This window comes from Salmonella sp. A1325, from assembly GCF_056991255.1.
This window is the reverse complement of record NZ_JAMLWO010000001.1, coordinates 101,949-121,050: the sequence shown is the minus strand read 5'-3', so window position 1 is coordinate 121,050 and position 19,102 is coordinate 101,949. Positions and strand designations below refer to the sequence as shown.

Annotated in this window: 22 protein-coding genes and 1 other annotated feature (1 of these 23 running past the window's edge); of the genes, 16 read left to right on the top strand and 6 right to left on the bottom strand. The window is 52.4% G+C overall.

Going from position 1 to position 19,102, the window contains the following annotated elements:
- Nucleotides 1-5 (top strand) — a sequence feature (Trp leader region); it begins 91 nt to the left of the window's first position.
- 22 nt (nucleotides 6-27) lie between these two features.
- From NAZ64_RS00625 to NAZ64_RS00585, 9 genes are all read left to right on the top strand, one after another.
- Nucleotides 28-1,590 carry an anthranilate synthase component 1 gene (locus NAZ64_RS00625; protein ID WP_220569854.1) on the top strand — a complete coding sequence of 521 codons (1,563 nt, stop codon included), beginning with the start codon at nucleotides 28-30 and terminating at the stop codon, nucleotides 1,588-1,590.
- Nucleotides 1,590-3,185 (top strand): bifunctional anthranilate synthase glutamate amidotransferase component TrpG/anthranilate phosphoribosyltransferase TrpD, encoded by a 1,596-nt coding sequence (gene trpD, locus NAZ64_RS00620; protein WP_220569853.1) that lies wholly within the window; start codon nucleotides 1,590-1,592, stop codon nucleotides 3,183-3,185. Before NAZ64_RS00625 ends, trpD begins: the two co-directional genes overlap by 1 nt.
- Nucleotides 3,186-3,188: 3 nt before the next feature.
- Nucleotides 3,189-4,547 carry a bifunctional indole-3-glycerol-phosphate synthase TrpC/phosphoribosylanthranilate isomerase TrpF gene (gene trpCF / locus NAZ64_RS00615; RefSeq protein WP_045341240.1) on the top strand — a complete coding sequence of 453 codons (1,359 nt, stop codon included), beginning with the start codon at nucleotides 3,189-3,191 and terminating at the stop codon, nucleotides 4,545-4,547.
- Between the two features lie 9 nt (nucleotides 4,548-4,556).
- Complete coding sequence (gene trpB, locus NAZ64_RS00610; protein ID WP_000209485.1) at nucleotides 4,557-5,750, top strand: tryptophan synthase subunit beta; 1,194 nt, start codon at nucleotides 4,557-4,559, stop codon at nucleotides 5,748-5,750.
- Nucleotides 5,750-6,556, top strand: coding sequence for a tryptophan synthase subunit alpha (gene trpA / locus NAZ64_RS00605; RefSeq protein ID WP_000443031.1), 807 nt, complete (start codon nucleotides 5,750-5,752; stop codon nucleotides 6,554-6,556). Before trpB ends, trpA begins: the two co-directional genes overlap by 1 nt.
- Nucleotides 6,557-7,035: 479 nt before the next feature.
- Nucleotides 7,036-7,218: a con-10 family general stress protein gene (locus tag NAZ64_RS00600; RefSeq protein ID WP_000807657.1), complete on the top strand. Its 183-nt coding sequence runs from the start codon at nucleotides 7,036-7,038 to the stop codon at nucleotides 7,216-7,218.
- Nucleotides 7,219-7,307: 89 nt separating this feature from the next.
- Nucleotides 7,308-7,811, top strand: coding sequence for a YciE/YciF ferroxidase family protein (locus NAZ64_RS00595; RefSeq protein WP_001022826.1), 504 nt, complete (start codon nucleotides 7,308-7,310; stop codon nucleotides 7,809-7,811).
- Nucleotides 7,812-7,884: 73 nt separating this feature from the next.
- The gene (locus NAZ64_RS00590; RefSeq protein ID WP_001109977.1) at nucleotides 7,885-8,391 is read left to right on the top strand and encodes a ferritin-like domain-containing protein; all 507 of its coding nucleotides are present in this window, start codon (nucleotides 7,885-7,887) and stop codon (nucleotides 8,389-8,391) included.
- Nucleotides 8,392-8,410: 19 nt separating this feature from the next.
- On the top strand, nucleotides 8,411-9,289 hold the full coding sequence (locus tag NAZ64_RS00585; RefSeq protein ID WP_076935304.1) for a manganese catalase family protein: 879 nt from the start codon (nucleotides 8,411-8,413) through the stop codon (nucleotides 9,287-9,289).
- Between the two features lie 81 nt (nucleotides 9,290-9,370).
- Here the strand turns inward: NAZ64_RS00585 and ompW are convergent, their stop codons facing one another.
- The gene (ompW, locus tag NAZ64_RS00580) at nucleotides 9,371-10,009 is read right to left on the bottom strand and encodes an outer membrane protein OmpW (RefSeq protein WP_000714801.1); all 639 of its coding nucleotides are present in this window, start codon (nucleotides 10,007-10,009) and stop codon (nucleotides 9,371-9,373) included.
- A gap of 335 nt (nucleotides 10,010-10,344) precedes the next feature.
- Here ompW and NAZ64_RS00575 point away from each other — a divergent pair, with 335 nt between their 5' ends.
- The 4 genes from NAZ64_RS00575 (at nucleotide 10,345) to yciA (ending at nucleotide 12,676) form a co-directional block, all read left to right on the top strand.
- Nucleotides 10,345-10,749 (top strand): YkgJ family cysteine cluster protein, encoded by a 405-nt coding sequence (locus NAZ64_RS00575; protein ID WP_000114955.1) that lies wholly within the window; start codon nucleotides 10,345-10,347, stop codon nucleotides 10,747-10,749.
- A 25-nt stretch (nucleotides 10,750-10,774) separates the two neighbouring features.
- A complete protein-coding gene (locus NAZ64_RS00570) occupies nucleotides 10,775-11,518 on the top strand; it encodes a YciC family protein (RefSeq protein ID WP_000028507.1) in 744 nt (247 codons plus the stop codon).
- A 56-nt stretch (nucleotides 11,519-11,574) separates the two neighbouring features.
- Nucleotides 11,575-12,114 carry a septation protein A gene (locus NAZ64_RS00565; RefSeq protein WP_000808682.1) on the top strand — a complete coding sequence of 180 codons (540 nt, stop codon included), beginning with the start codon at nucleotides 11,575-11,577 and terminating at the stop codon, nucleotides 12,112-12,114.
- A gap of 160 nt (nucleotides 12,115-12,274) precedes the next feature.
- Nucleotides 12,275-12,676 carry an acyl-CoA thioester hydrolase YciA gene (yciA, locus tag NAZ64_RS00560; RefSeq protein ID WP_000210317.1) on the top strand — a complete coding sequence of 134 codons (402 nt, stop codon included), beginning with the start codon at nucleotides 12,275-12,277 and terminating at the stop codon, nucleotides 12,674-12,676.
- A gap of 59 nt (nucleotides 12,677-12,735) precedes the next feature.
- Here yciA and tonB read toward each other — a convergent pair whose 3' ends face one another.
- Nucleotides 12,736-13,458: a TonB system transport protein TonB gene (gene tonB, locus NAZ64_RS00555; RefSeq protein ID WP_001531563.1), complete on the bottom strand. Its 723-nt coding sequence runs from the start codon at nucleotides 13,456-13,458 to the stop codon at nucleotides 12,736-12,738.
- A 223-nt stretch (nucleotides 13,459-13,681) separates the two neighbouring features.
- Between tonB and NAZ64_RS00550 the strand changes: the two genes are divergently transcribed.
- Nucleotides 13,682-13,978 carry a YciI family protein gene (locus NAZ64_RS00550; protein WP_000967605.1) on the top strand — a complete coding sequence of 99 codons (297 nt, stop codon included), beginning with the start codon at nucleotides 13,682-13,684 and terminating at the stop codon, nucleotides 13,976-13,978.
- Nucleotides 13,979-14,021: 43 nt separating this feature from the next.
- Here the strand turns inward: NAZ64_RS00550 and NAZ64_RS00545 are convergent, their stop codons facing one another.
- Nucleotides 14,022-14,195 (bottom strand): YciY family protein, encoded by a 174-nt coding sequence (locus tag NAZ64_RS00545; protein ID WP_001531561.1) that lies wholly within the window; start codon nucleotides 14,193-14,195, stop codon nucleotides 14,022-14,024.
- Nucleotides 14,196-14,337: 142 nt separating this feature from the next.
- Between NAZ64_RS00545 and cls the strand changes: the two genes are divergently transcribed.
- Nucleotides 14,338-15,798, top strand: a complete 1,461-nt coding sequence (gene cls / locus NAZ64_RS00540; protein WP_000206886.1) for a cardiolipin synthase — start codon at nucleotides 14,338-14,340, stop codon at nucleotides 15,796-15,798.
- A gap of 33 nt (nucleotides 15,799-15,831) precedes the next feature.
- On the top strand, nucleotides 15,832-16,161 hold the full coding sequence (locus NAZ64_RS00535) for an HI1450 family dsDNA-mimic protein (RefSeq protein WP_000425070.1): 330 nt from the start codon (nucleotides 15,832-15,834) through the stop codon (nucleotides 16,159-16,161).
- Nucleotides 16,162-16,208: 47 nt separating this feature from the next.
- Here the strand turns inward: NAZ64_RS00535 and NAZ64_RS00530 are convergent, their stop codons facing one another.
- Genes NAZ64_RS00530 through oppD form a run of 3 tightly spaced genes read right to left on the bottom strand, consistent with a single transcriptional unit; the run spans nucleotide 16,209 to nucleotide 19,101 of the window.
- Complete coding sequence (locus NAZ64_RS00530) at nucleotides 16,209-17,045, bottom strand: ion transporter (RefSeq protein WP_000059073.1); 837 nt, start codon at nucleotides 17,043-17,045, stop codon at nucleotides 16,209-16,211.
- Between the two features lie 47 nt (nucleotides 17,046-17,092).
- Nucleotides 17,093-18,097, bottom strand: coding sequence for a murein tripeptide/oligopeptide ABC transporter ATP-binding protein OppF (gene oppF, locus NAZ64_RS00525; protein ID WP_000994697.1), 1,005 nt, complete (start codon nucleotides 18,095-18,097; stop codon nucleotides 17,093-17,095).
- A complete protein-coding gene (gene oppD, locus NAZ64_RS00520; RefSeq protein ID WP_000058857.1) occupies nucleotides 18,094-19,101 on the bottom strand; it encodes an ABC transporter ATP-binding protein in 1,008 nt (335 codons plus the stop codon). The genes oppF and oppD overlap by 4 nt, the downstream gene beginning before the upstream one ends.
- Between the last annotated feature and the right edge of the window lies 1 nt (nucleotide 19,102).

Here is a 19,102-nt window from a genome sequence, read left to right as displayed (position 1 = left end):
TTTTTGAACAAAATAATGAGAATAACCATGCAAACACCAAAACCCACGCTCGAACTGTTGACCTGCGATGCCGCCTATCGGGAAAACCCAACGGCGCTTTTTCACCAGGTCTGCGGCGATCGCCCGGCAACGCTGCTGCTGGAATCCGCGGATATCGACAGTAAAGACGATTTAAAAAGCCTGCTGCTGGTAGATAGCGCGCTGCGCATTACCGCTTTAGGTGACACTGTCACCATTCAGGCGTTATCTGATAATGGCGCCTCGTTATTGCCGCTACTGGATACCGCCCTGCCCGCTGGCGTGGAGAACGAAGTCCTGCCTGCCGGTCGCGTTCTACGCTTCCCGCCCGTCAGCCCATTATTAGATGAAGACGCCCGTTTATGCTCTCTGTCGGTATTTGATGCGTTCCGTCTGTTACAGGGAGTGGTGAACATACCGACGCAAGAGCGGGAGGCTATGTTTTTCGGCGGTCTGTTTGCCTACGACCTGGTCGCTGGCTTTGAAGCGCTGCCACACCTTGAGGCTGGCAATAACTGCCCGGACTACTGCTTTTATTTAGCGGAAACGCTGATGGTGATAGATCATCAGAAAAAAAGCACCCGTATTCAGGCCAGTCTGTTCACCGCCAGCGACAGGGAAAAACAGCGTCTGAACGCCCGCCTGGCGTACCTTAGCCAACAGTTAACCCAGCCTGCGCCGCCGTTGCCGGTGACGCCGGTGCCGGACATGCGCTGTGAATGCAATCAGAGCGATGACGCGTTCGGCGCGGTGGTACGCCAGTTGCAAAAAGCCATCCGCGCGGGCGAGATATTTCAGGTGGTGCCGTCACGCCGCTTTTCACTGCCCTGCCCGTCGCCGTTGGCTGCCTACTACGTGCTGAAAAAGAGCAACCCCAGCCCGTATATGTTCTTTATGCAGGATAAAGATTTCACGCTTTTCGGCGCGTCACCGGAAAGCTCGCTGAAATATGACGCCACCAGCCGTCAGATTGAGATTTACCCCATCGCGGGTACCCGTCCACGCGGTCGCCGCGCTGATGGTACGCTGGACAGAGATCTCGACAGCCGTATTGAGCTGGACATGCGTACCGACCATAAAGAGCTTTCCGAACATCTGATGCTGGTCGATCTGGCGCGCAATGACCTGGCGCGCATCTGTACGCCGGGCAGTCGCTACGTTGCCGATCTGACAAAAGTTGACCGCTATTCGTACGTGATGCATCTGGTTTCCCGGGTAGTGGGCGAACTGCGTCACGATCTCGACGCGCTGCACGCCTATCGCGCCTGCATGAACATGGGCACCCTGAGCGGCGCGCCGAAAGTACGCGCCATGCAGTTGATTGCCGATGCGGAAGGACAGCGCCGCGGCAGCTATGGCGGCGCGGTCGGCTACTTCACCGCCCACGGCGATCTGGACACCTGTATTGTTATCCGCTCCGCGCTGGTGGAGAACGGTATCGCCACCGTACAAGCGGGCGCCGGAATTGTGCTGGACTCTGTTCCGCAGTCTGAAGCCGATGAAACCCGTAATAAAGCGCGCGCCGTATTGCGTGCTATCGCCACCGCGCATCATGCACAGGAGACCTTCTGATGGCTGATATTCTGCTGCTCGATAACATCGACTCGTTTACCTGGAACCTGGCAGATCAGCTACGGACCAACGGTCATAACGTGGTGATTTACCGTAACCATATTCCGGCGCAGACGCTTATCGATCGCCTGGCGACAATGAAAAACCCGGTGCTAATGCTCTCCCCCGGTCCGGGCGTTCCCAGCGAGGCAGGCTGTATGCCGGAGCTGCTGACCCGACTACGCGGCAAGTTACCAATCATCGGCATTTGTCTGGGACATCAGGCGATTGTCGAAGCTTACGGCGGTTATGTCGGTCAGGCGGGAGAAATCCTGCATGGCAAAGCCTCCAGCATTGAGCATGACGGTCAGGCGATGTTCGCCGGGCTGGCGAATCCGCTACCGGTCGCGCGTTATCATTCGCTGGTCGGCAGTAATGTTCCTGCCGGGCTAACCATTAACGCCCATTTCAACGGCATGGTGATGGCGGTACGTCATGATGCGGATCGCGTTTGCGGTTTTCAATTTCATCCTGAGTCCATCCTGACGACGCAGGGCGCGCGCCTGCTGGAGCAAACATTAGCCTGGGCGCAGCAAAAGCTGGAACAGACAAACACCCTACAGCCGATTCTGGAGAAACTCTATCAGGCGCAAACACTGACGCAACAAGAGAGCCATCAGTTGTTTTCGGCGGTCGTCCGCGGCGAACTTAAGCCTGAACAGCTCGCCGCCGCGCTGGTGAGCATGAAAATTCGCGGCGAGCATCCCAATGAAATTGCCGGCGCCGCCACTGCGTTGCTGGAAAATGCCGCCCCGTTCCCGCGCCCGGACTATCTGTTTGCGGATATCGTTGGTACCGGCGGCGATGGCAGTAACAGTATCAATATCTCTACCATCAGCGCCTTTGTCGCGGCGGCCTGTGGACTGAAAGTGGCGAAACACGGCAACCGTAGCGTGTCCAGCAAATCGGGGTCATCCGATCTGCTGGCGGCGTTCGGCATTAATCTGGATATGAACGCCGATAAATCACGCCAGGCGTTAGATGAACTGGGCGTCTGTTTCCTGTTTGCGCCGAAATATCACACCGGATTCCGTCACGCGATGCCGGTTCGCCAACAGTTAAAAACGCGAACCCTGTTCAACGTACTCGGCCCGCTGATCAACCCGGCGCATCCGCCGCTGGCGTTGATTGGCGTCTATAGCCCGGAATTGGTGCTGCCGATTGCGGAAACCTTAAAGGTACTGGGCTATCAGCGTGCGGCGGTGGTACATAGCGGCGGCATGGATGAGGTTTCACTCCATGCGCCGACGATTGTCGCGGAGCTGCATGATGGCGAAATTAAAAGCTATCAACTTACGGCGGAGGATTTTGGCCTGACGCCTTACCATCAGGATCAGTTGGCTGGCGGCTCGCCGGAAGAAAACCGTGACATTCTGACGCGGTTACTACAAGGTAAAGGCGATGCCGCGCATGAGGCCGCCGTCGCCGCGAACGTGGCGATGCTGATGCGTCTGCATGGTCAGGAAGATCTCAAGGCCAACGCGCAAACCGTGCTTGATGTTCTGCGCAACGGCACCGCATATGACAGAGTCACCGCACTGGCGGCAAGAGGGTAAATAATGCAAACCGTTTTAGCGAAAATCGTCGCAGACAAGGCGATTTGGGTAGAAGCCCGCAAACAGCAACAGCCGCTGGCCAGTTTTCAAAATGAGATCCAGCCAAGTACACGCCATTTTTATGATGCGCTCCAGGGCGCGCGTACCGCCTTTATTCTGGAGTGTAAGAAAGCATCGCCATCAAAAGGCGTGATTCGCGATGATTTCGATCCGGCGCGTATTGCCAGTATTTATCAACATTACGCCTCGGCAATCTCGGTGCTCACCGACGAAAAATATTTTCAGGGGAGCTTCGATTTTCTGCCGGTCGTTAGCCAAAGCGCGCCGCAGCCGATTCTGTGTAAGGATTTTATTATCGATCCCTATCAGATCTACCTTGCCCGTTACTATCAGGCCGATGCCTGTTTACTGATGCTCTCGGTTCTGGATGACGAACAGTATCGCCAACTCTCCGCCGTCGCGCACAGTCTGAAAATGGGCGTGCTCACGGAGGTCAGTAATGACGAAGAACGGGAGCGCGCGATAGCGTTAGGCGCAAAAGTGGTAGGTATCAACAATCGCGATCTGCGCGATCTGTCGATTGATTTGAATCGCACCCGCCAGCTGGCGCCAAAACTGGGCCACGGCGTGACTGTCATCAGCGAGTCCGGGATTAACACCTATGGTCAGGTACGCGAACTGAGCCACTTCGCCAACGGTTTTTTAATTGGTTCCGCGTTAATGGCGCATGACGATCTTAACGCCGCCGTCCGTCGCGTGCTGCTTGGCGAGAATAAAGTCTGCGGCCTGACCCGCGCCCAGGACGCTAAAGCGGCCTGTGACGCTGGCGCAATATATGGCGGGTTGATTTTTGTGCCCTCATCTCCGCGCGCGGTTAGCGTTGAGCAGGCGCGAGAAGTGATAAGCGGCGCGCCATTGCAGTATGTCGGCGTTTTCAAGAACGCTGATATCGCCGATGTTTGCCAGAAAGCCGCCGTCCTGTCGCTTTCTGCCGTACAGCTACATGGCAGCGAAGACCAGGCGTATGTCAACGCGCTGCGCGAGGCGTTGCCGCGCAATGTGCAAATCTGGAAGGCGCTGAGCGTTAGCGATGCCCTTCCCGCACGCGATTATCACCATGTCGATAAATACATTTTCGACAATGGGCAAGGCGGCAGCGGGCAGCGCTTCGACTGGTCACTGCTACAGGGGCAACCGCTGGATAATGTATTACTGGCGGGCGGGCTGGCGGCCGATAACTGCGTCCAGGCGGCGCAAGTCGGCTGTGCCGGTCTCGATTTTAATTCAGGTGTGGAGTCACAGCCGGGCATCAAAGATGCTCGTCTTCTGGCCTCAGTTTTTCAGACACTGCGCGCATATTAAGGAAAAAACATGACAACACTTCTCAATCCCTACTTTGGTGAATTCGGCGGCATGTATGTGCCGCAGATCCTGATGCCTGCGCTGAACCAGCTTGAAGAGGCCTTCGTCAGCGCGCAAAAAGATCCTGAATTTCAGGCGCAATTCGCCGATCTGCTAAAAAACTACGCGGGACGCCCCACCGCGCTGACGAAATGCCAGAACATTACCGCCGGTACGCGTACCACGTTGTATTTAAAGCGCGAAGATTTACTGCACGGCGGCGCGCACAAAACCAATCAGGTACTGGGTCAGGCGCTGCTGGCCAAACGGATGGGGAAAAGCGAGATTATCGCTGAAACCGGCGCCGGTCAGCACGGCGTCGCCTCTGCGCTCGCCAGCGCCCTGCTGGGTCTGAAATGCCGTATTTATATGGGCGCCAAAGACGTTGAGCGCCAGTCGCCGAACGTCTTCCGTATGCGTCTGATGGGCGCTGAGGTCATCCCGGTTCATAGCGGCTCCGCTACGCTAAAAGATGCCTGTAACGAGGCGCTGCGCGACTGGTCCGGTAGTTACGAAACCGCGCACTATATGCTCGGCACGGCGGCAGGACCGCATCCCTATCCCACCATCGTTCGCGAGTTCCAGCGCATGATTGGCGAAGAGACGAAAGCGCAAATCCTCGACAAAGAGGGCCGTCTGCCAGATGCCGTTATCGCTTGCGTCGGTGGCGGCTCAAACGCTATCGGGATGTTTGCGGATTTTATTAATGATACCAGCGTCGGGCTAATAGGCGTTGAACCTGGCGGTCACGGTATTGAAACCGGCGAGCATGGCGCGCCGCTTAAACATGGTCGCGTTGGCATCTATTTCGGGATGAAAGCGCCGATGATGCAAACAGCGGACGGGCAAATTGAAGAGTCCTATTCCATTTCCGCCGGGCTCGATTTCCCATCCGTTGGGCCGCAACATGCGTACCTGAACAGCATCGGACGCGCGGATTATGTCTCCATTACCGATGATGAGGCGCTGGAAGCCTTCAAAACGTTGTGCCGCCATGAGGGAATTATCCCGGCGCTGGAATCCTCCCACGCGTTGGCGCACGCTCTGAAAATGATGCGCGAGCAGCCGGAAAAAGAGCAACTGCTGGTGGTCAATCTCTCTGGCCGCGGAGATAAAGACATTTTTACCGTACACGATATCCTGAAAGCGCGAGGGGAAATCTGATGGAACGCTACGAAAATTTATTTGCCCAACTCAACGATCGCCGGGAAGGCGCTTTTGTCCCCTTCGTCACCCTGGGCGACCCTGGCATTGAACAGTCACTGAAAATTATCGACACACTGATTGACGCTGGCGCCGACGCTCTGGAACTGGGGGTTCCCTTCTCCGATCCGCTGGCCGATGGCCCTACCATCCAGAATGCGAACTTACGCGCCTTCGCCGCTGGCGTCACGCCGGCTCAGTGTTTTGAAATGCTGGCGCTGATTCGTGAAAAACACCCGACCATTCCGATTGGCCTGCTAATGTACGCGAATCTGGTGTTCAATAACGGCATAGATGCGTTCTATGCCCGTTGTGAACAGGTTGGCGTAGATTCCGTGCTGGTCGCAGATGTCCCGGTTGAAGAATCGGCCCCCTTCCGCCAGGCGGCGTTACGGCATAATATCGCGCCGATCTTCATCTGCCCGCCAAATGCGGATGACGATCTTCTGCGCCAGGTCGCATCTTACGGCCGCGGTTACACCTACCTGCTTTCGCGTTCGGGCGTCACCGGCGCGGAAAACCGTGGCGCATTGCCGTTGCATCATCTCATTGAGAAGCTTAAAGAGTACCATGCCGCGCCTGCGTTACAGGGCTTCGGTATCTCCTCGCCGGAACAGGTGTCTGCGGCCGTGCGTGCCGGGGCGGCTGGCGCTATCTCCGGCTCAGCCATTGTCAACATTATCGAGAAAAACCACGCGTCTCCCGAACAGATGTTGGCGGAGCTCAGGTCCTTTGTCTCAGCGATGAAAGCCGCCAGCCGCGCATAACGGGTTAAGCCGTCAGCATAACGCTGGCGGCTTAATGAGAGGTTGGCGCCGAACCAGAATCACGATTCAGACGTAGATCATCAATCTTTTTGGTGTTATTCCCTGTCCAGCTTTCAAAAAGTCTGAAGTCAATTTTTGCTAAGAAAACTCTTAATCACGCCGAAAAATTTAGCGTTTTCACGTCAATTTCCCCCGCCTTTATGTAAAGAAATGTCAACAAACAATGCATTAACGTTTTTGTGGCCGCAGATAGTGACGCTTGTTATTAATAACAATGCAAAGCATTTTCTGTTAAATCGCTTATTCTAAAAGAAAATATAGAATATATTATCTCTAAACCATTTTTTGTGCGTTATTTACGCGGTAAATCACAACTATTTCCGTCAATTTGACTAATCGGTTTAACCAACTAATTTTAATAGGGTGTCGACACGGTTAAAACCGATTTTTTCAGCAAGCAACGAGACAGGAGAAATAATATGGCCGAACATCGTGGTGGTTCAGGAAATTTCGCCGAGAATCGTGAAAAAGCATCTGAAGCGGGCCGCAAAGGCGGTCAGCATAGCGGTGGGAATTTCAAAAACGATCCGCAACGAGCTTCTGAAGCCGGTAAAAAAGGTGGTCAGAATAGTCACGGCGGACGTAAATCCGATAATTCCTGATTTACTGTAATGTAAATATAACACAGGCTTTTATCAAGCAATCTGCGAGTCTTCTGGCTCGCAGTATTTTGCCCAGGAGAATTAGATTTATGAATATTAAAACCGTTGAAGACCTTTTTATCCATCTACTTTCAGATACCTATAGTGCAGAAAAACAATTAACCAAGGCTCTTTCTAAACTAGCCAGAGCCACGTCCAATGAAAAATTAAGCCAGGCCTTTCAATCTCATCTTGAAGAAACCCAGGGTCAGATTGAACGTATTGATCAGATCGTCGAATCTGAATCTGGCATTAAACTGAAAAGAATGAAATGCGTCGCTATGGAAGGGCTGATTGAAGAAGCCAATGAAGTCATCGAAAGTACGGAGAAAAACGAAGTACGCGATGCAGCGCTTATCGCCGCGGCGCAAAAAGTCGAGCATTACGAAATCGCCAGCTACGGCACGCTAGCCACCCTGGCCGAGCAGCTCGGCTATAGCAAGGCATTAAAACTGCTCAAAGAAACCCTCGACGAGGAAAAACAAACTGATTTAAAACTTACCGATTTAGCAGTCAGCAATGTTAATAAAAGTGCTGAACGCAAATCGAAATAATATTTTTAATTATCAGCTTGCATGATTCCGATTTTATTATCGGAGCAGATTATCACGCATTGAGGAATGTAAAATGAATTATACTGAACATTATCATGACTGGCTTCGTGACGCCCATGCCATGGAAAAACAGGCAGAATCGATGCTTGAATCTATGGCCAGCCGTATTGAAAATTATCCTGATATAAAAGCCAGAATTGAACAACATATTAGTGAAACCAAACATCAAATTACCATGCTCGAAGAAGTGTTGGACCGTAATGGCATTTCCCGTTCGGTGTTGAAAGACTCCATGAGTAAAATGGCAGCAATGGGGCAATCTATCGGTGGCATGTTCCCTTCCGATGAAATTGTCAAAGGTTCAATTAGCGGTTATGTTTTCGAGCAGTTCGAAATTGCTTGTTATACCTCCCTGCTGGCGGCGGCAAAAAAAGCTGGCGACACTGCCTCAATCCCGACGATTGAAGCCATTCTGAAAGAAGAAATGCAAATGGCTGACTGGCTGATCAAACATATTCCGCAGACAACCGAACAATTTTTACTGCGATCTGAAGCAGATGGCGTTGAAGCCAAAAAATAAATAATAAGCAGGAGGCAATATGTTTCGACACGTAAAACAACTTCAATATACTGTGCGAGTGAGCGAACCTAATCCTGGATTAGCGAACCTGCTGCTGGAACAGTTTGGCGGCCCGCAGGGCGAACTGGCGGCCGCCTGCCGCTACTTCACGCAAGGTTTAAGCGATGATGATGCCGGTCGTAAAGAGATGTTAATGGACATCGCCACCGAGGAGCTGAGTCATCTGGAAATTATCGGCTCACTGGTAGGAATGCTTAATAAAGGCGCTAAAGGCGAGCTAGCGGAAGGCACCGAAAACGAAGCAGAACTTTATCGCTCGCTGACGCAGAATGGTAATGACAGCCATATCACCTCTCTGCTGTATGGCGGCGGCCCTGCGTTGACGAACTCCGGCGGCGTACCGTGGACCGCGGCTTATATTGATACTATCGGCGAAGTCACAGCCGATCTACGCTCAAACATCGCGGCAGAGGCGCGAGCGAAGATCATTTATGAACGCCTGATTAATCTGACCGACGATCCTGGCGTAAAAGACACGCTCAGTTTCTTAATGACCCGTGAAGTCGCGCACCAGCTCTCTTTTGAAAAGGCGCTGTATTCGATTCGTAACAACTTCCCGCCGGGTAAATTACCGCCGGTAGAACAGTATACCGACGTGTACTACAACATGTCGCAAGGCGACGATCCGCGAGGTAGCTGGAATAGCGATGAGAACTTCAACTATGTCGCAGAACCGATGCCTGCTGTTGATGGCGGCGATGGCCTGGCGACAGTGAAATTGCCGCGCGAGCAGCTGGCGCTGCTCAAAGCGATGGCAGAAAGAACGAAATCGGACCCCACCGTTGATCCTCTCACTGGCGCAGAACTAGGCTGCGGCGAACCGAAAGAAGACAAGTGAGTTCCGACAAGTAAAATCCGTGTGTCATGTCCTTTTTTGACCCCGCCTGGCGGGGTCTTTTTTCGTCACAACATCACGCGATTAGAAACGATAGCCTGCCGAGAACATAAATACCCATGGGTCCAGACGCACGCTGTCATGATGCTGAACGCCACCCATTTTATAATTGGCGGTAGTATCAATATCCATGTACCAGACAGAGGCGCCAATTAACCAGTCGCGGTTAATCAGGTAATCTACCCCAACTTGTCCTGCCGCGCCCCAGGAATCCTTAAAGCTCAGATCGGACAGCCCGGCATTTTTACCATTATCGTTAAAGCCGTTATCGAAGAAGGTGGTGTAGTTCACCCCTACGCCGACATAAGGACGCACTTTGCTGCTGGAATCGCCGAAGTACCACTGCGCCATTAATGTTGGCGGTAACAGGTGGACCGTGGCGATATCGCCCGTCGCGCCCGTACCCACCTTATGGCGGAACGGCGTGGCCGCCAGCAATTCAACCCCGATATTGTCCGTCGCCATGTAAGTGAATGTCAGGCCGAGTTGCGTGTTATTACTCACATCAAACCCGTTTAAATGCCCCAGCGTACCACCCGCCCCTTCTGTAGGTCTGACGGTTGCCGGACCTGCACGCATAAAGAATTCTCCGGCTTCGTGCGCGAACGCGCTGCCTGAGAGAAGAGTTGTTAACGCCAGTGCCGCCACTGTAAATTTTTTCATACCCGCTCCATCGTTATGGTTATAAAAGCGTGATGAATATACCCACAATGAAGTAATAAGTGATCTAACACAGATCACATTTGTTCTTATAATTTAACATTTATTGATCCAGATTAATTTAGAACTTGTATTGAAAATCCTGGTTATAGGAATTCAGATCAATTTTGACATATTCACGTTATGCAAATATTTGTCTGCTCTGTTGCCCTGGCGATAAAGGCTGGCTAAGGTAATCAATGTCCCGCAATGGCGCGTGGCGTTAAGATTCGCGAACACTGCGGGACAGATTAATTTCCGTTGTAATCTATTGATACGTGAGTTTTTGCAGGTGAATCATGAGCGTTCTTAACCCATGCATGACATGCGGTGCCTGTTGTGCCTATTTTCGTGTCTCCTTTTATTGGGCTGAAGGCGACGATGCCAGCGGACGCGTTCCGGCGTCATTAACCGAGCCCGTTACCCCTTTTTTACGTTGTATGGCCGGTACCAACCAAAAACAGCCGCACTGTAAAGCGCTAATTGGCACGCCGGGTGAAAACGTCAGTTGCGCTATTTATGAAAACCGCCCTTCAACCTGTCGCGAATTTTCGATATCGGGCGAAGGAGGCGAAGTGAATGAGGCGTGTAATCGCGCCCGCGCGCGATACGGATTACCGCCGCTTTACAAAGATATGCTTTTCCATACAACTGCTGATGCTGCCACTGTAGAGTTATCCAGGGTACAATTGCCCGCAAATTAACACCTGCAAAACTCAAGGAGAGTGCATGTCTATCACGGCGAAGTCCGTTTACCGTGACGCCGGAAATTTTTTCCGAAATCAATTTATTACTATCTTGCTGGTTTCGTTGCTGTGCGCATTTATCACGGTGGTCTTAGGTCATGCCTTTTCACCCAGCGATGCGCAAATCGCGCAACTCAGTGAAGGAGAACATCTGGCAGGCAGCGCTGGCCTGTTTGAGCTGGTACAAAATATGACGCCGGAGCAGCAGCAGATCCTGTTGCGCGCCTCTGCCGCCTCGACGTTTTCCGGGCTTATCGGCAACGCTATTCTGGCCGGCGGTATCATCCTGATGATTCAGTTAGTTTCAGCGGGACATCGGGTTAGCGCGCTGCGCGCTATTGGCGCCAGCGCCCCTGCATTGCCTAAACTGTTTATTCTCATTTTTCTGACTACCCTGTTAGTGCAAATCGGTATAATGCTGATTGTCGTTCCGGGGATTATTATGGCCATTGTGCTGGCGCTTGCGCCAGTGATGTTGGTTGAAGAGAAAATGGGCGTGTTTGCCGCAATGCGCAGCAGTATGCGTTTAGCCTGGGCTAACATGAGACTGGTCGCGCCTGCGGTGATAGGCTGGTTACTGGCTAAAACATTGCTATTGCTGTTCGCGCCCAGCTTCGCTGTACTGACCCCAAATGTAGGCGCTGTACTGGCGAATACGTTGAGCAATCTGATTTCCGCAGTATTGCTTATCTACTTATTCCGCCTGTATATGTTGATTCGCCAATAATCCGCAATGCGCCGTTACGCGGCGCATTCGACGCTCGTTGATGATGGAATCGAAGAATGAAGCAGTTTCTGGATTTTTTACCGCTGGTTGTCTTTTTTGCGTTTTATAAACTTTATGACATCTATGCGGCGACCTCCGCACTGATTGTCGCGACGGCAATCGTGCTGATTTATAGCTGGGTGCGCTATCGGAAAATAGAGAAGATGGCGCTGATTACCTTTGTTCTGGTTGCCGTCTTCGGCGGTCTGACGCTCTTCTTCCATAACGATGAATTTATTAAATGGAAGGTGACGGTTATTTATGCGCTGTTCGCCGGCGCGCTGTTAATAAGCCAGTGGGTGATGAAAAAACCGTTAATCCAACGTATGTTAGGTAAAGAACTGGCGTTGCCGCAGCAGGTCTGGTCAAAGCTGAACCTGGCGTGGGCGCTGTTTTTTATTGCGTGCGGTCTGGCTAACATTTATATCGCCTTCTGGTTGCCGCAAAATATCTGGGTCAACTTTAAGGTCTTTGGACTCACGGCGCTGACGCTCATTTTTACCCTGCTGAGCGGCGTCTATATCTACCGGCATCTGCCACAGGAAGATAAATCATAACCCTCCCGTGACTTATCATCGCCAGACTGCGAACGCCTGGCGATATTTTCTCCGCCTTTACGCCCTGCGCTTTCCCGTCAGTACCTTTATTCCCACTATTCTCCACACAAAATTCATAGTAGCATCGCGGCTGTAATTTTTTCTGATAGTCGGTTTTACAATGACAACAATGGATAATACTCCTCAGGGCGAGCTGGTTTTACGTACATTGGCCATGCCTGCCGATACCAATGCGAACGGCGATATTTTTGGCGGCTGGCTGATGTCGCAAATGGATATTGGCGGCGCGATACTGGCCAAAGAGATCGCGCACGGTCGGGTTGTAACCGTACGCGTGGAAGGAATGACATTTCTGCGCCCCGTCGCGGTTGGCGATGTCGTATGCTGCTACGCGCGCTGCGTTAAACGCGGCACGACGTCTATTAGCATCAATATTGAAGTCTGGGTGAAAAAAGTCGCGTCAGAACCGATTGGACAGCGCTACAAGGCCACCGAGGCGCTGTTTATTTATGTTGCCGTCGATCCGGACGGTAAACCTCGCCCGCTCCCGGTTCAGGGTTAAGTATACCCGCTTACGCCGCCAGCAGGTGATGGTATATTCCTGGCTGGCGGCGCCAGAGATTACTCAATCTGCGCCGTACCGTTCAGACGGAAGATAATATTGACAACCAGCCCGGAACCCGGCTTGCCTGCTTCATAGCGCCATTTGCGCATCGCATTCTTAACTTCACGCTCAAACATATTGGCTGGCTGCGCGGATAGAATCTGTACATTTTCCACTCGCCCAGCAGAGGTCACGTCAAACTTCACCTTTACGCGGCCTTCAATACGTAACGCCTGTGCTCGCGCCGGATACTGCGGCTGGTTACGGCTCAGAGCGCGAGGTCCAGTGGGCACGCTCACCGCGGGCTTGCTGGTCGCCGATGCGGTGCTGCTTGTTGGCCGCACCGGGGCGCTATTTTCAAACGGTGAGGCAGGACGCGGCGCGGCTGGTTTGACTTCGCGCTTCGGCTGCTCTTCAACCTTTTTCACCGGTTTCGGCTTCGGCTTGGGTTTTGGCTTAGGTTTGGGTTTCTCAATCACCACGGGCGCTTCTTTAGGCGGTTCAGGGATCGGCTCTGGCTCCGGTTCGGGTTCAACCACCGGCTCCGGCGGCGGCTGAACCGCCTGGGGCGGCTCCAGGTCAGCGGGTGAAACCATTGTCACCGTGATAGGCTGCGCTGGCGCAGGCAATTCAATAACCTGATGTACCGAGGTATAGAGCAAACCTGCCACTACAGCACCATGAATGCCTACGGAAAGGAGTGTCGGCCAGGGAAAGCGACGAGGTAAATCAAGGGTCATTGAAGTCATAATCGTTTCAGTTGAAAAACCAGAGCTGAATTTTAAATGCAAATAGCAATCATATTCAATAAGGCATTGCCGATAGCGGCATTTAAAAGATGATATCGCGCAAAAACACCACACAAAATGTGCATGTTTAACAAAGTCGGTATCTTTACATTGCAGTTAAATGCCCTTTCCAATAACGTAATCAGCAACTTTTACCGATTAAGGAGCTCTACCCGTGCTGTATGTTATTTACGCTCAGGATAATGCCAACTCGCTTGAAAAACGCCTCTCGGTACGGCCCGCGCATCTGGCGCGCCTGCAACTTCTGCATGATGAAGGGCGATTATTAACTGCCGGGCCGATGCCCGCAGTGGACAGTAACGATCCTGGAGTAGCCGGATTTACCGGGTCAACGGTGATTGCTGAATTTGAATCTTTAGAAGCGGCGCAATCCTGGGCTGATGCGGACCCCTACGTCGCAGCGGGCGTCTATGCGCAGGTTTCGGTCAAACCATATAAGAAGATCTTTTGAAAAGGATGGCCTGTTGGGCACCGCATACGGTGCCCTTTCTGGCTCACACACCGTGAATCGCAAAGAGTAATGAATTACGCTGACGATTAAAGATGCATTTCCTGATGGTATGGATACGCATATTACGGCGTGATTGCCCTTCAAGCCAACGCGCTTTACGGCGGCTCGCCTGACGTAGCATTCGCCAGCGCCCCACTTCCGTTCTACTACGCTTCATGTTTACGACTCTCACTGTAACAGAAGCGCCATTATACCCCCTCGCCGGATGCAGACCAGCGCTTTTCCCGTGTTTTTATTTGCCATGTGAATCCTGACGCGTAAACTCTTAACAACACGCTTTCTAAAGGATTTTTAAAGTTATGACAACCTTCTACACCGTGGTGAGTTGGCTGGTCATTTTGGGATACTGGGTTCTCATTGCCGGCGTCACATTACGTATTCTAATGAAACGGCGCGCAGTTCCCTCCGCAATGGCCTGGTTATTAATCATCTATATCCTTCCGCTGGTCGGGATCATCGCCTATTTGTCCGTGGGCGAATTGCATTTAGGCAAACGTCGCGCCGAGCGTGCCCGCGCCATGTGGCCGTCTACCGCCAAATGGTTGAATGACCTCAAAGCCTGCAAACACATTTTCGCGCAAGAAAACAGTAGCGTCGCATCGTCCTTGTTTAAGCTGTGCGAACGACGTCAGGGGATTGCGGGCGTCAAAGGCAACCAGTTGCAATTACTTACCGACTCCGATGATGTCATGCAGGCGCTTATTCGCGATATCCAACTGGCGCGGCATAATATCGAAATGGTGTTTTACATCTGGCAGCCAGGCGGCATGGCGGATCAGGTCGCTGAATCGCTAATGGCCGCCGCCCGCCGCGGCATCCACTGCCGGCTTATGCTGGATTCCGCGGGTAGCGTCGCTTTCTTCCGCAGCCCCTGGGCGGCCATGATGCGTAACGCTGGCATTGAAGTCGTAGAGGCGCTGAAGGTGAATCTGATGCGCGTCTTTTTACGCCGTATGGATCTTCGCCAGCACCGTAAAATGGTGATGATTGACAATTACATCGCCTATACCGGCAGTATGAATATGGTGGATCCGCGTTTTTTCAAACAGGATGCCGGCGTTGGACAATGGGTCGATTTGATGGCGCGTATGGAAGGCCCCGTGGCGACAGCAATGGGGATTGTTTACTCCTGCGATTGGGAAATCGAGACGGGTAAACGCATTCTGCCTCCCCCGCCGGATGTGAATATTATGCCGTTTGAGCAGGCCAGCGGGCATACCATTCATACCATTGCTTCCGGTCCTGGTTTTCCGGAAGATCTCATTCACCAGGCACTATTAACCGCCACCTATGCTGCGCGCGAATATTTAATTATGACCACGCCATATTTCGTCCCCAGCGACGATCTGCTGCACGCCATTTGTACCGCTGCGCAGCGCGGCGTGGATGTCAGTATTATCCTGCCCCGTAAAAATGATTCACTGCTCGTCGGCTGGGCCAGTCGCGCCTTTTTCAGCGAGTTACTGGCGGCGGGCGTGAAAATCTATCAGTTCGAAGGCGGGCTGTTGCATACCAAAAGCGTGCTGGTCGATGGCGAACTGAGCCTGGTCGGTACCGTGAATCTCGACATGCGTAGCCTGTGGCTTAATTTCGAGATTACGCTGGTCATTGATGATACGGGTTTCGGCGCCGATCTGGCTGCGGTACAGGACGATTATATTTCGCGCTCCCGCCTGTTAGATGCGCGTTTGTGGGTAAAACGTCCGTTATGGCAGCGTATTACCGAGCGATTGTTTTACTTCTTTAGTCCATTGCTGTAAAACGTGACCAACATGAGTAAACAGGTAGTCACTATGGAAATGGATCTGAACAATCGCCTGACTGAAGACGAAACGCTTGAGCAGGCTTACGATATTTTTCTTGAGCTGGCGGCAGATAATCTTGATCCGGCTGATATCATTCTGTTCAATTTGCAATTCGAGGAGCGCGGCGGTGCGGAGTTGTTTGATCCCGCTGAAGACTGGCAAGAGCACGTTGATTTTGACCTGAATCCAGACTTTTTTGCCGAGGTGGTGATTGGCCTGGCGGATACCGAAGACGGCGAAATTAACGACATTTTCGCCCGCGTTCTGCTATGCCGGGAAAAGGACCACAAGCTGTGCCATATTCTCTGGCGCGAATAAGCGGTTCAGGCCGGATGGCGTTTGATTGCGCCCTCCGGCAAGCCTGTTTAATCCGGTAGCTTACTGCCGCATCGGTTACAATATTGCGCGCTATGTTCATGCTGGCTTTGCTGGCACTGCGGACATTTTCGCTGCCAGTGACGTTTTTGAAACGCGCTGCTCATGTGCGTGGTAATCAGTCCTGTAGGAATCGCAATCACCGAATAACCAATCAAAATAAGCACCGACGCGACAATACGTCCCAGCGGCGTATGCGGCGTAATATCACCGTACCCCACGGTTGTAACTGTCACTATCGCCCAATACACCGAGGCATTAAGCGTCGTGAAGCCATATTTCGGTCCTTCAATAAGATACATCAGGGCACCGAAAATAATCATCACGATCGCAATAAATGAATAGAACAGAATAAGCTGATGACGCGCGCTAATAATGGCGCTCCAGAATACCCGCAGGGATGGCATAAAGCGTAGCAGTTTAAGAATACGCAGCACGCGAATCGCTCGCATAGCGCGCCAGGCAAACATATAGTTCAGGCTAATTTCCGGCCACAGCCACATGACGTACAGCGGCAAAATCGTCACCAGATCAATAAATCCCCAAAAACTAAAAACGTATTTTGTCGGGTCGGGCCAGCTAAACAGTCTGAGCAAGTATTCACCGGTAAATATCAGGGTAACGCAGAGCTCCAGCCAGACAAAAATATGCCATTCATCAAATGTCAGGTGATATTCCGTTCCTACGCCTGATTCAACAAAAATGACCAGTACGCTAAGCAGCGCAAACAGCGCGCATAACCCTTCAAAACGGCGACCTGAGCGCGTAGTCAAATCGAACAGATTATGATAAAGACGACGGCGAACCGACGACAAAGAAAGTGACACGGTAACCTCACCTAAAAGAAGGGCTGACGAATTGTCAGCCCTTGCGATTATAACGGGTCTACTTTAAGGCAAGAAACGGCATGGCGAAAACTCCCTTCCAGCACCGGTCGCGTTAGCGCGCATTCTGGCCCGGCTAGCGGACAGCGTGTACGGAACACGCAGCCGGAAGGCGGGTTAATGGGCGAAGGTAATTCGCCCTCCAGCAATTGTATCTTCTTATTTCGCTCCAGATCGGGATCGGGAATCGGTACCGCCGACATCAGCGCTTTGGTATAAGGATGCAGTGGATTATGGTACACCTCATCATAGGTGCCCAATTCTACCGCATGACCGAGATACATCACCAGGACACGATCGGATATGTGCTTTACGACCGCCAGATCGTGCGCAATAAAAATCAACGACAGCCCCATCTCTCGCTGTAACTGCTGGAGCAAATTCACCACCTGCGCCTGAATAGAAACGTCCAGCGCCGACACCGGTTCATCGCAAATAATGAGCTTAGGTTCCAGGATCAACGCCCGGGCGATACCGATGCGCTGGCACTGCCCCCCGGAAAATTCATGGGGATAACGGTTGATGAGGTTCGGCAGCAGCCCCACTTTCAGCATCATGGCTTTCACGCGGTCACGCACGTCCTGGCGCGAAAGCTTAGGATGATAAGTACGCAGCGGTTCAGCGATAATTTCGCCAATCGTCATTCGCGGGTTGAGTGACGCCAGCGGGTCCTGAAAAATCATCTGGATATCGCTGCGCACCTCGCGCCACTCATCCGCTTTCATGCCCAGCAGATCTTTTCCCAGCCAGGCGACTTTACCGTCTGTCGCCTTCACCAGACCAATAATGGCGCGCGCAAACGTCGACTTGCCGCAGCCGGATTCCCCCACCACGCCCAGCGTTTCGCCTTCATACAGGCGTAGCGTAACGCCGTCCACCGCTTTCAGGGTTTTCGGCGGTTGCCAGAACCACTGCTTCCCTTCTTTGATATCAAAATGTACTTTCAGATCGGCGATTTCGAGGAGAACTTTACGTTGTTCAATCACAGCATTCATAGCAGTTCCTCCACCGGTTTAAAGCAGGCGCGCAATCGACCAGGACTGAACGCTTCAAGTGGCGGCGCATTATTGCAGATCTCCATCGCATGAGGACAACGCGGCTGGAACGGACAACCTTTAGGCAAACGCAATAAATTGGGAGGATTGCCCGGAATCGTCAGCATTTCCGCCCCCTCGCTATCCAGACGCGGCACCGCATTAAGCAGGCCTATCGAATACGGATGAACGGGCTGATAAAAGACATCGCGCGCCTTACCGTATTCCATGGTACGCCCGGCATACATTACCAGGACCTTATCGCAAATACCCGCGACCACGCCCAGATCGTGGGTAATCATGATAATGGCGGTATTAAATTCGCGCTTTAGCTCATTAAGCAAGGTCATAATCTGCGCCTGCACGGTAACATCAAGCGCGGTGGTAGGCTCATCGGCAATAAGCAGTTTCGGCCTGCACAACAGCGCCATCGCAATCATCACACGTTGACGCATTCCGCCGGAAAATTCGTGCGGGTACATTTTCATCCGTTTGCGCGCTTCCGGCATTTTTACGGCATCCAGCATTCTGACGGACTCTTCAAAAGCTTCCGCTTTGCTCATCCCTTTATGCAGCATCAGGACTTCCATTAACTGCTCCCCAACGCGCATATAAGGATTTAGCGAGGTCATCGGGTCCTGAAAAATCATCGAAATCTGTTCTGCGCGCAGCGTATTCAGTTCGCGCTCAGGTAGATTAAGAATTTCACGTCCGTTGAAGGTCGCAGAACCGCCGATTCGGCCATTCGTCGCCAGCAATCCCATTAATGCGAACGCCGTTTGCGATTTCCCCGATCCAGACTCGCCAACAATACCTAACGTTTCTCCCGCGCGAAGCGTAAAGTTCAGATCGTTGACCGCCGTCACATCGCCATCAGGCGTAGCGAACGTAACACGAAGATCGTTTACCTCCAGCAGTACATTCGCCGGTTGCGGCGCCTGAGTTGCGGTTTCTGATAAGCTCATG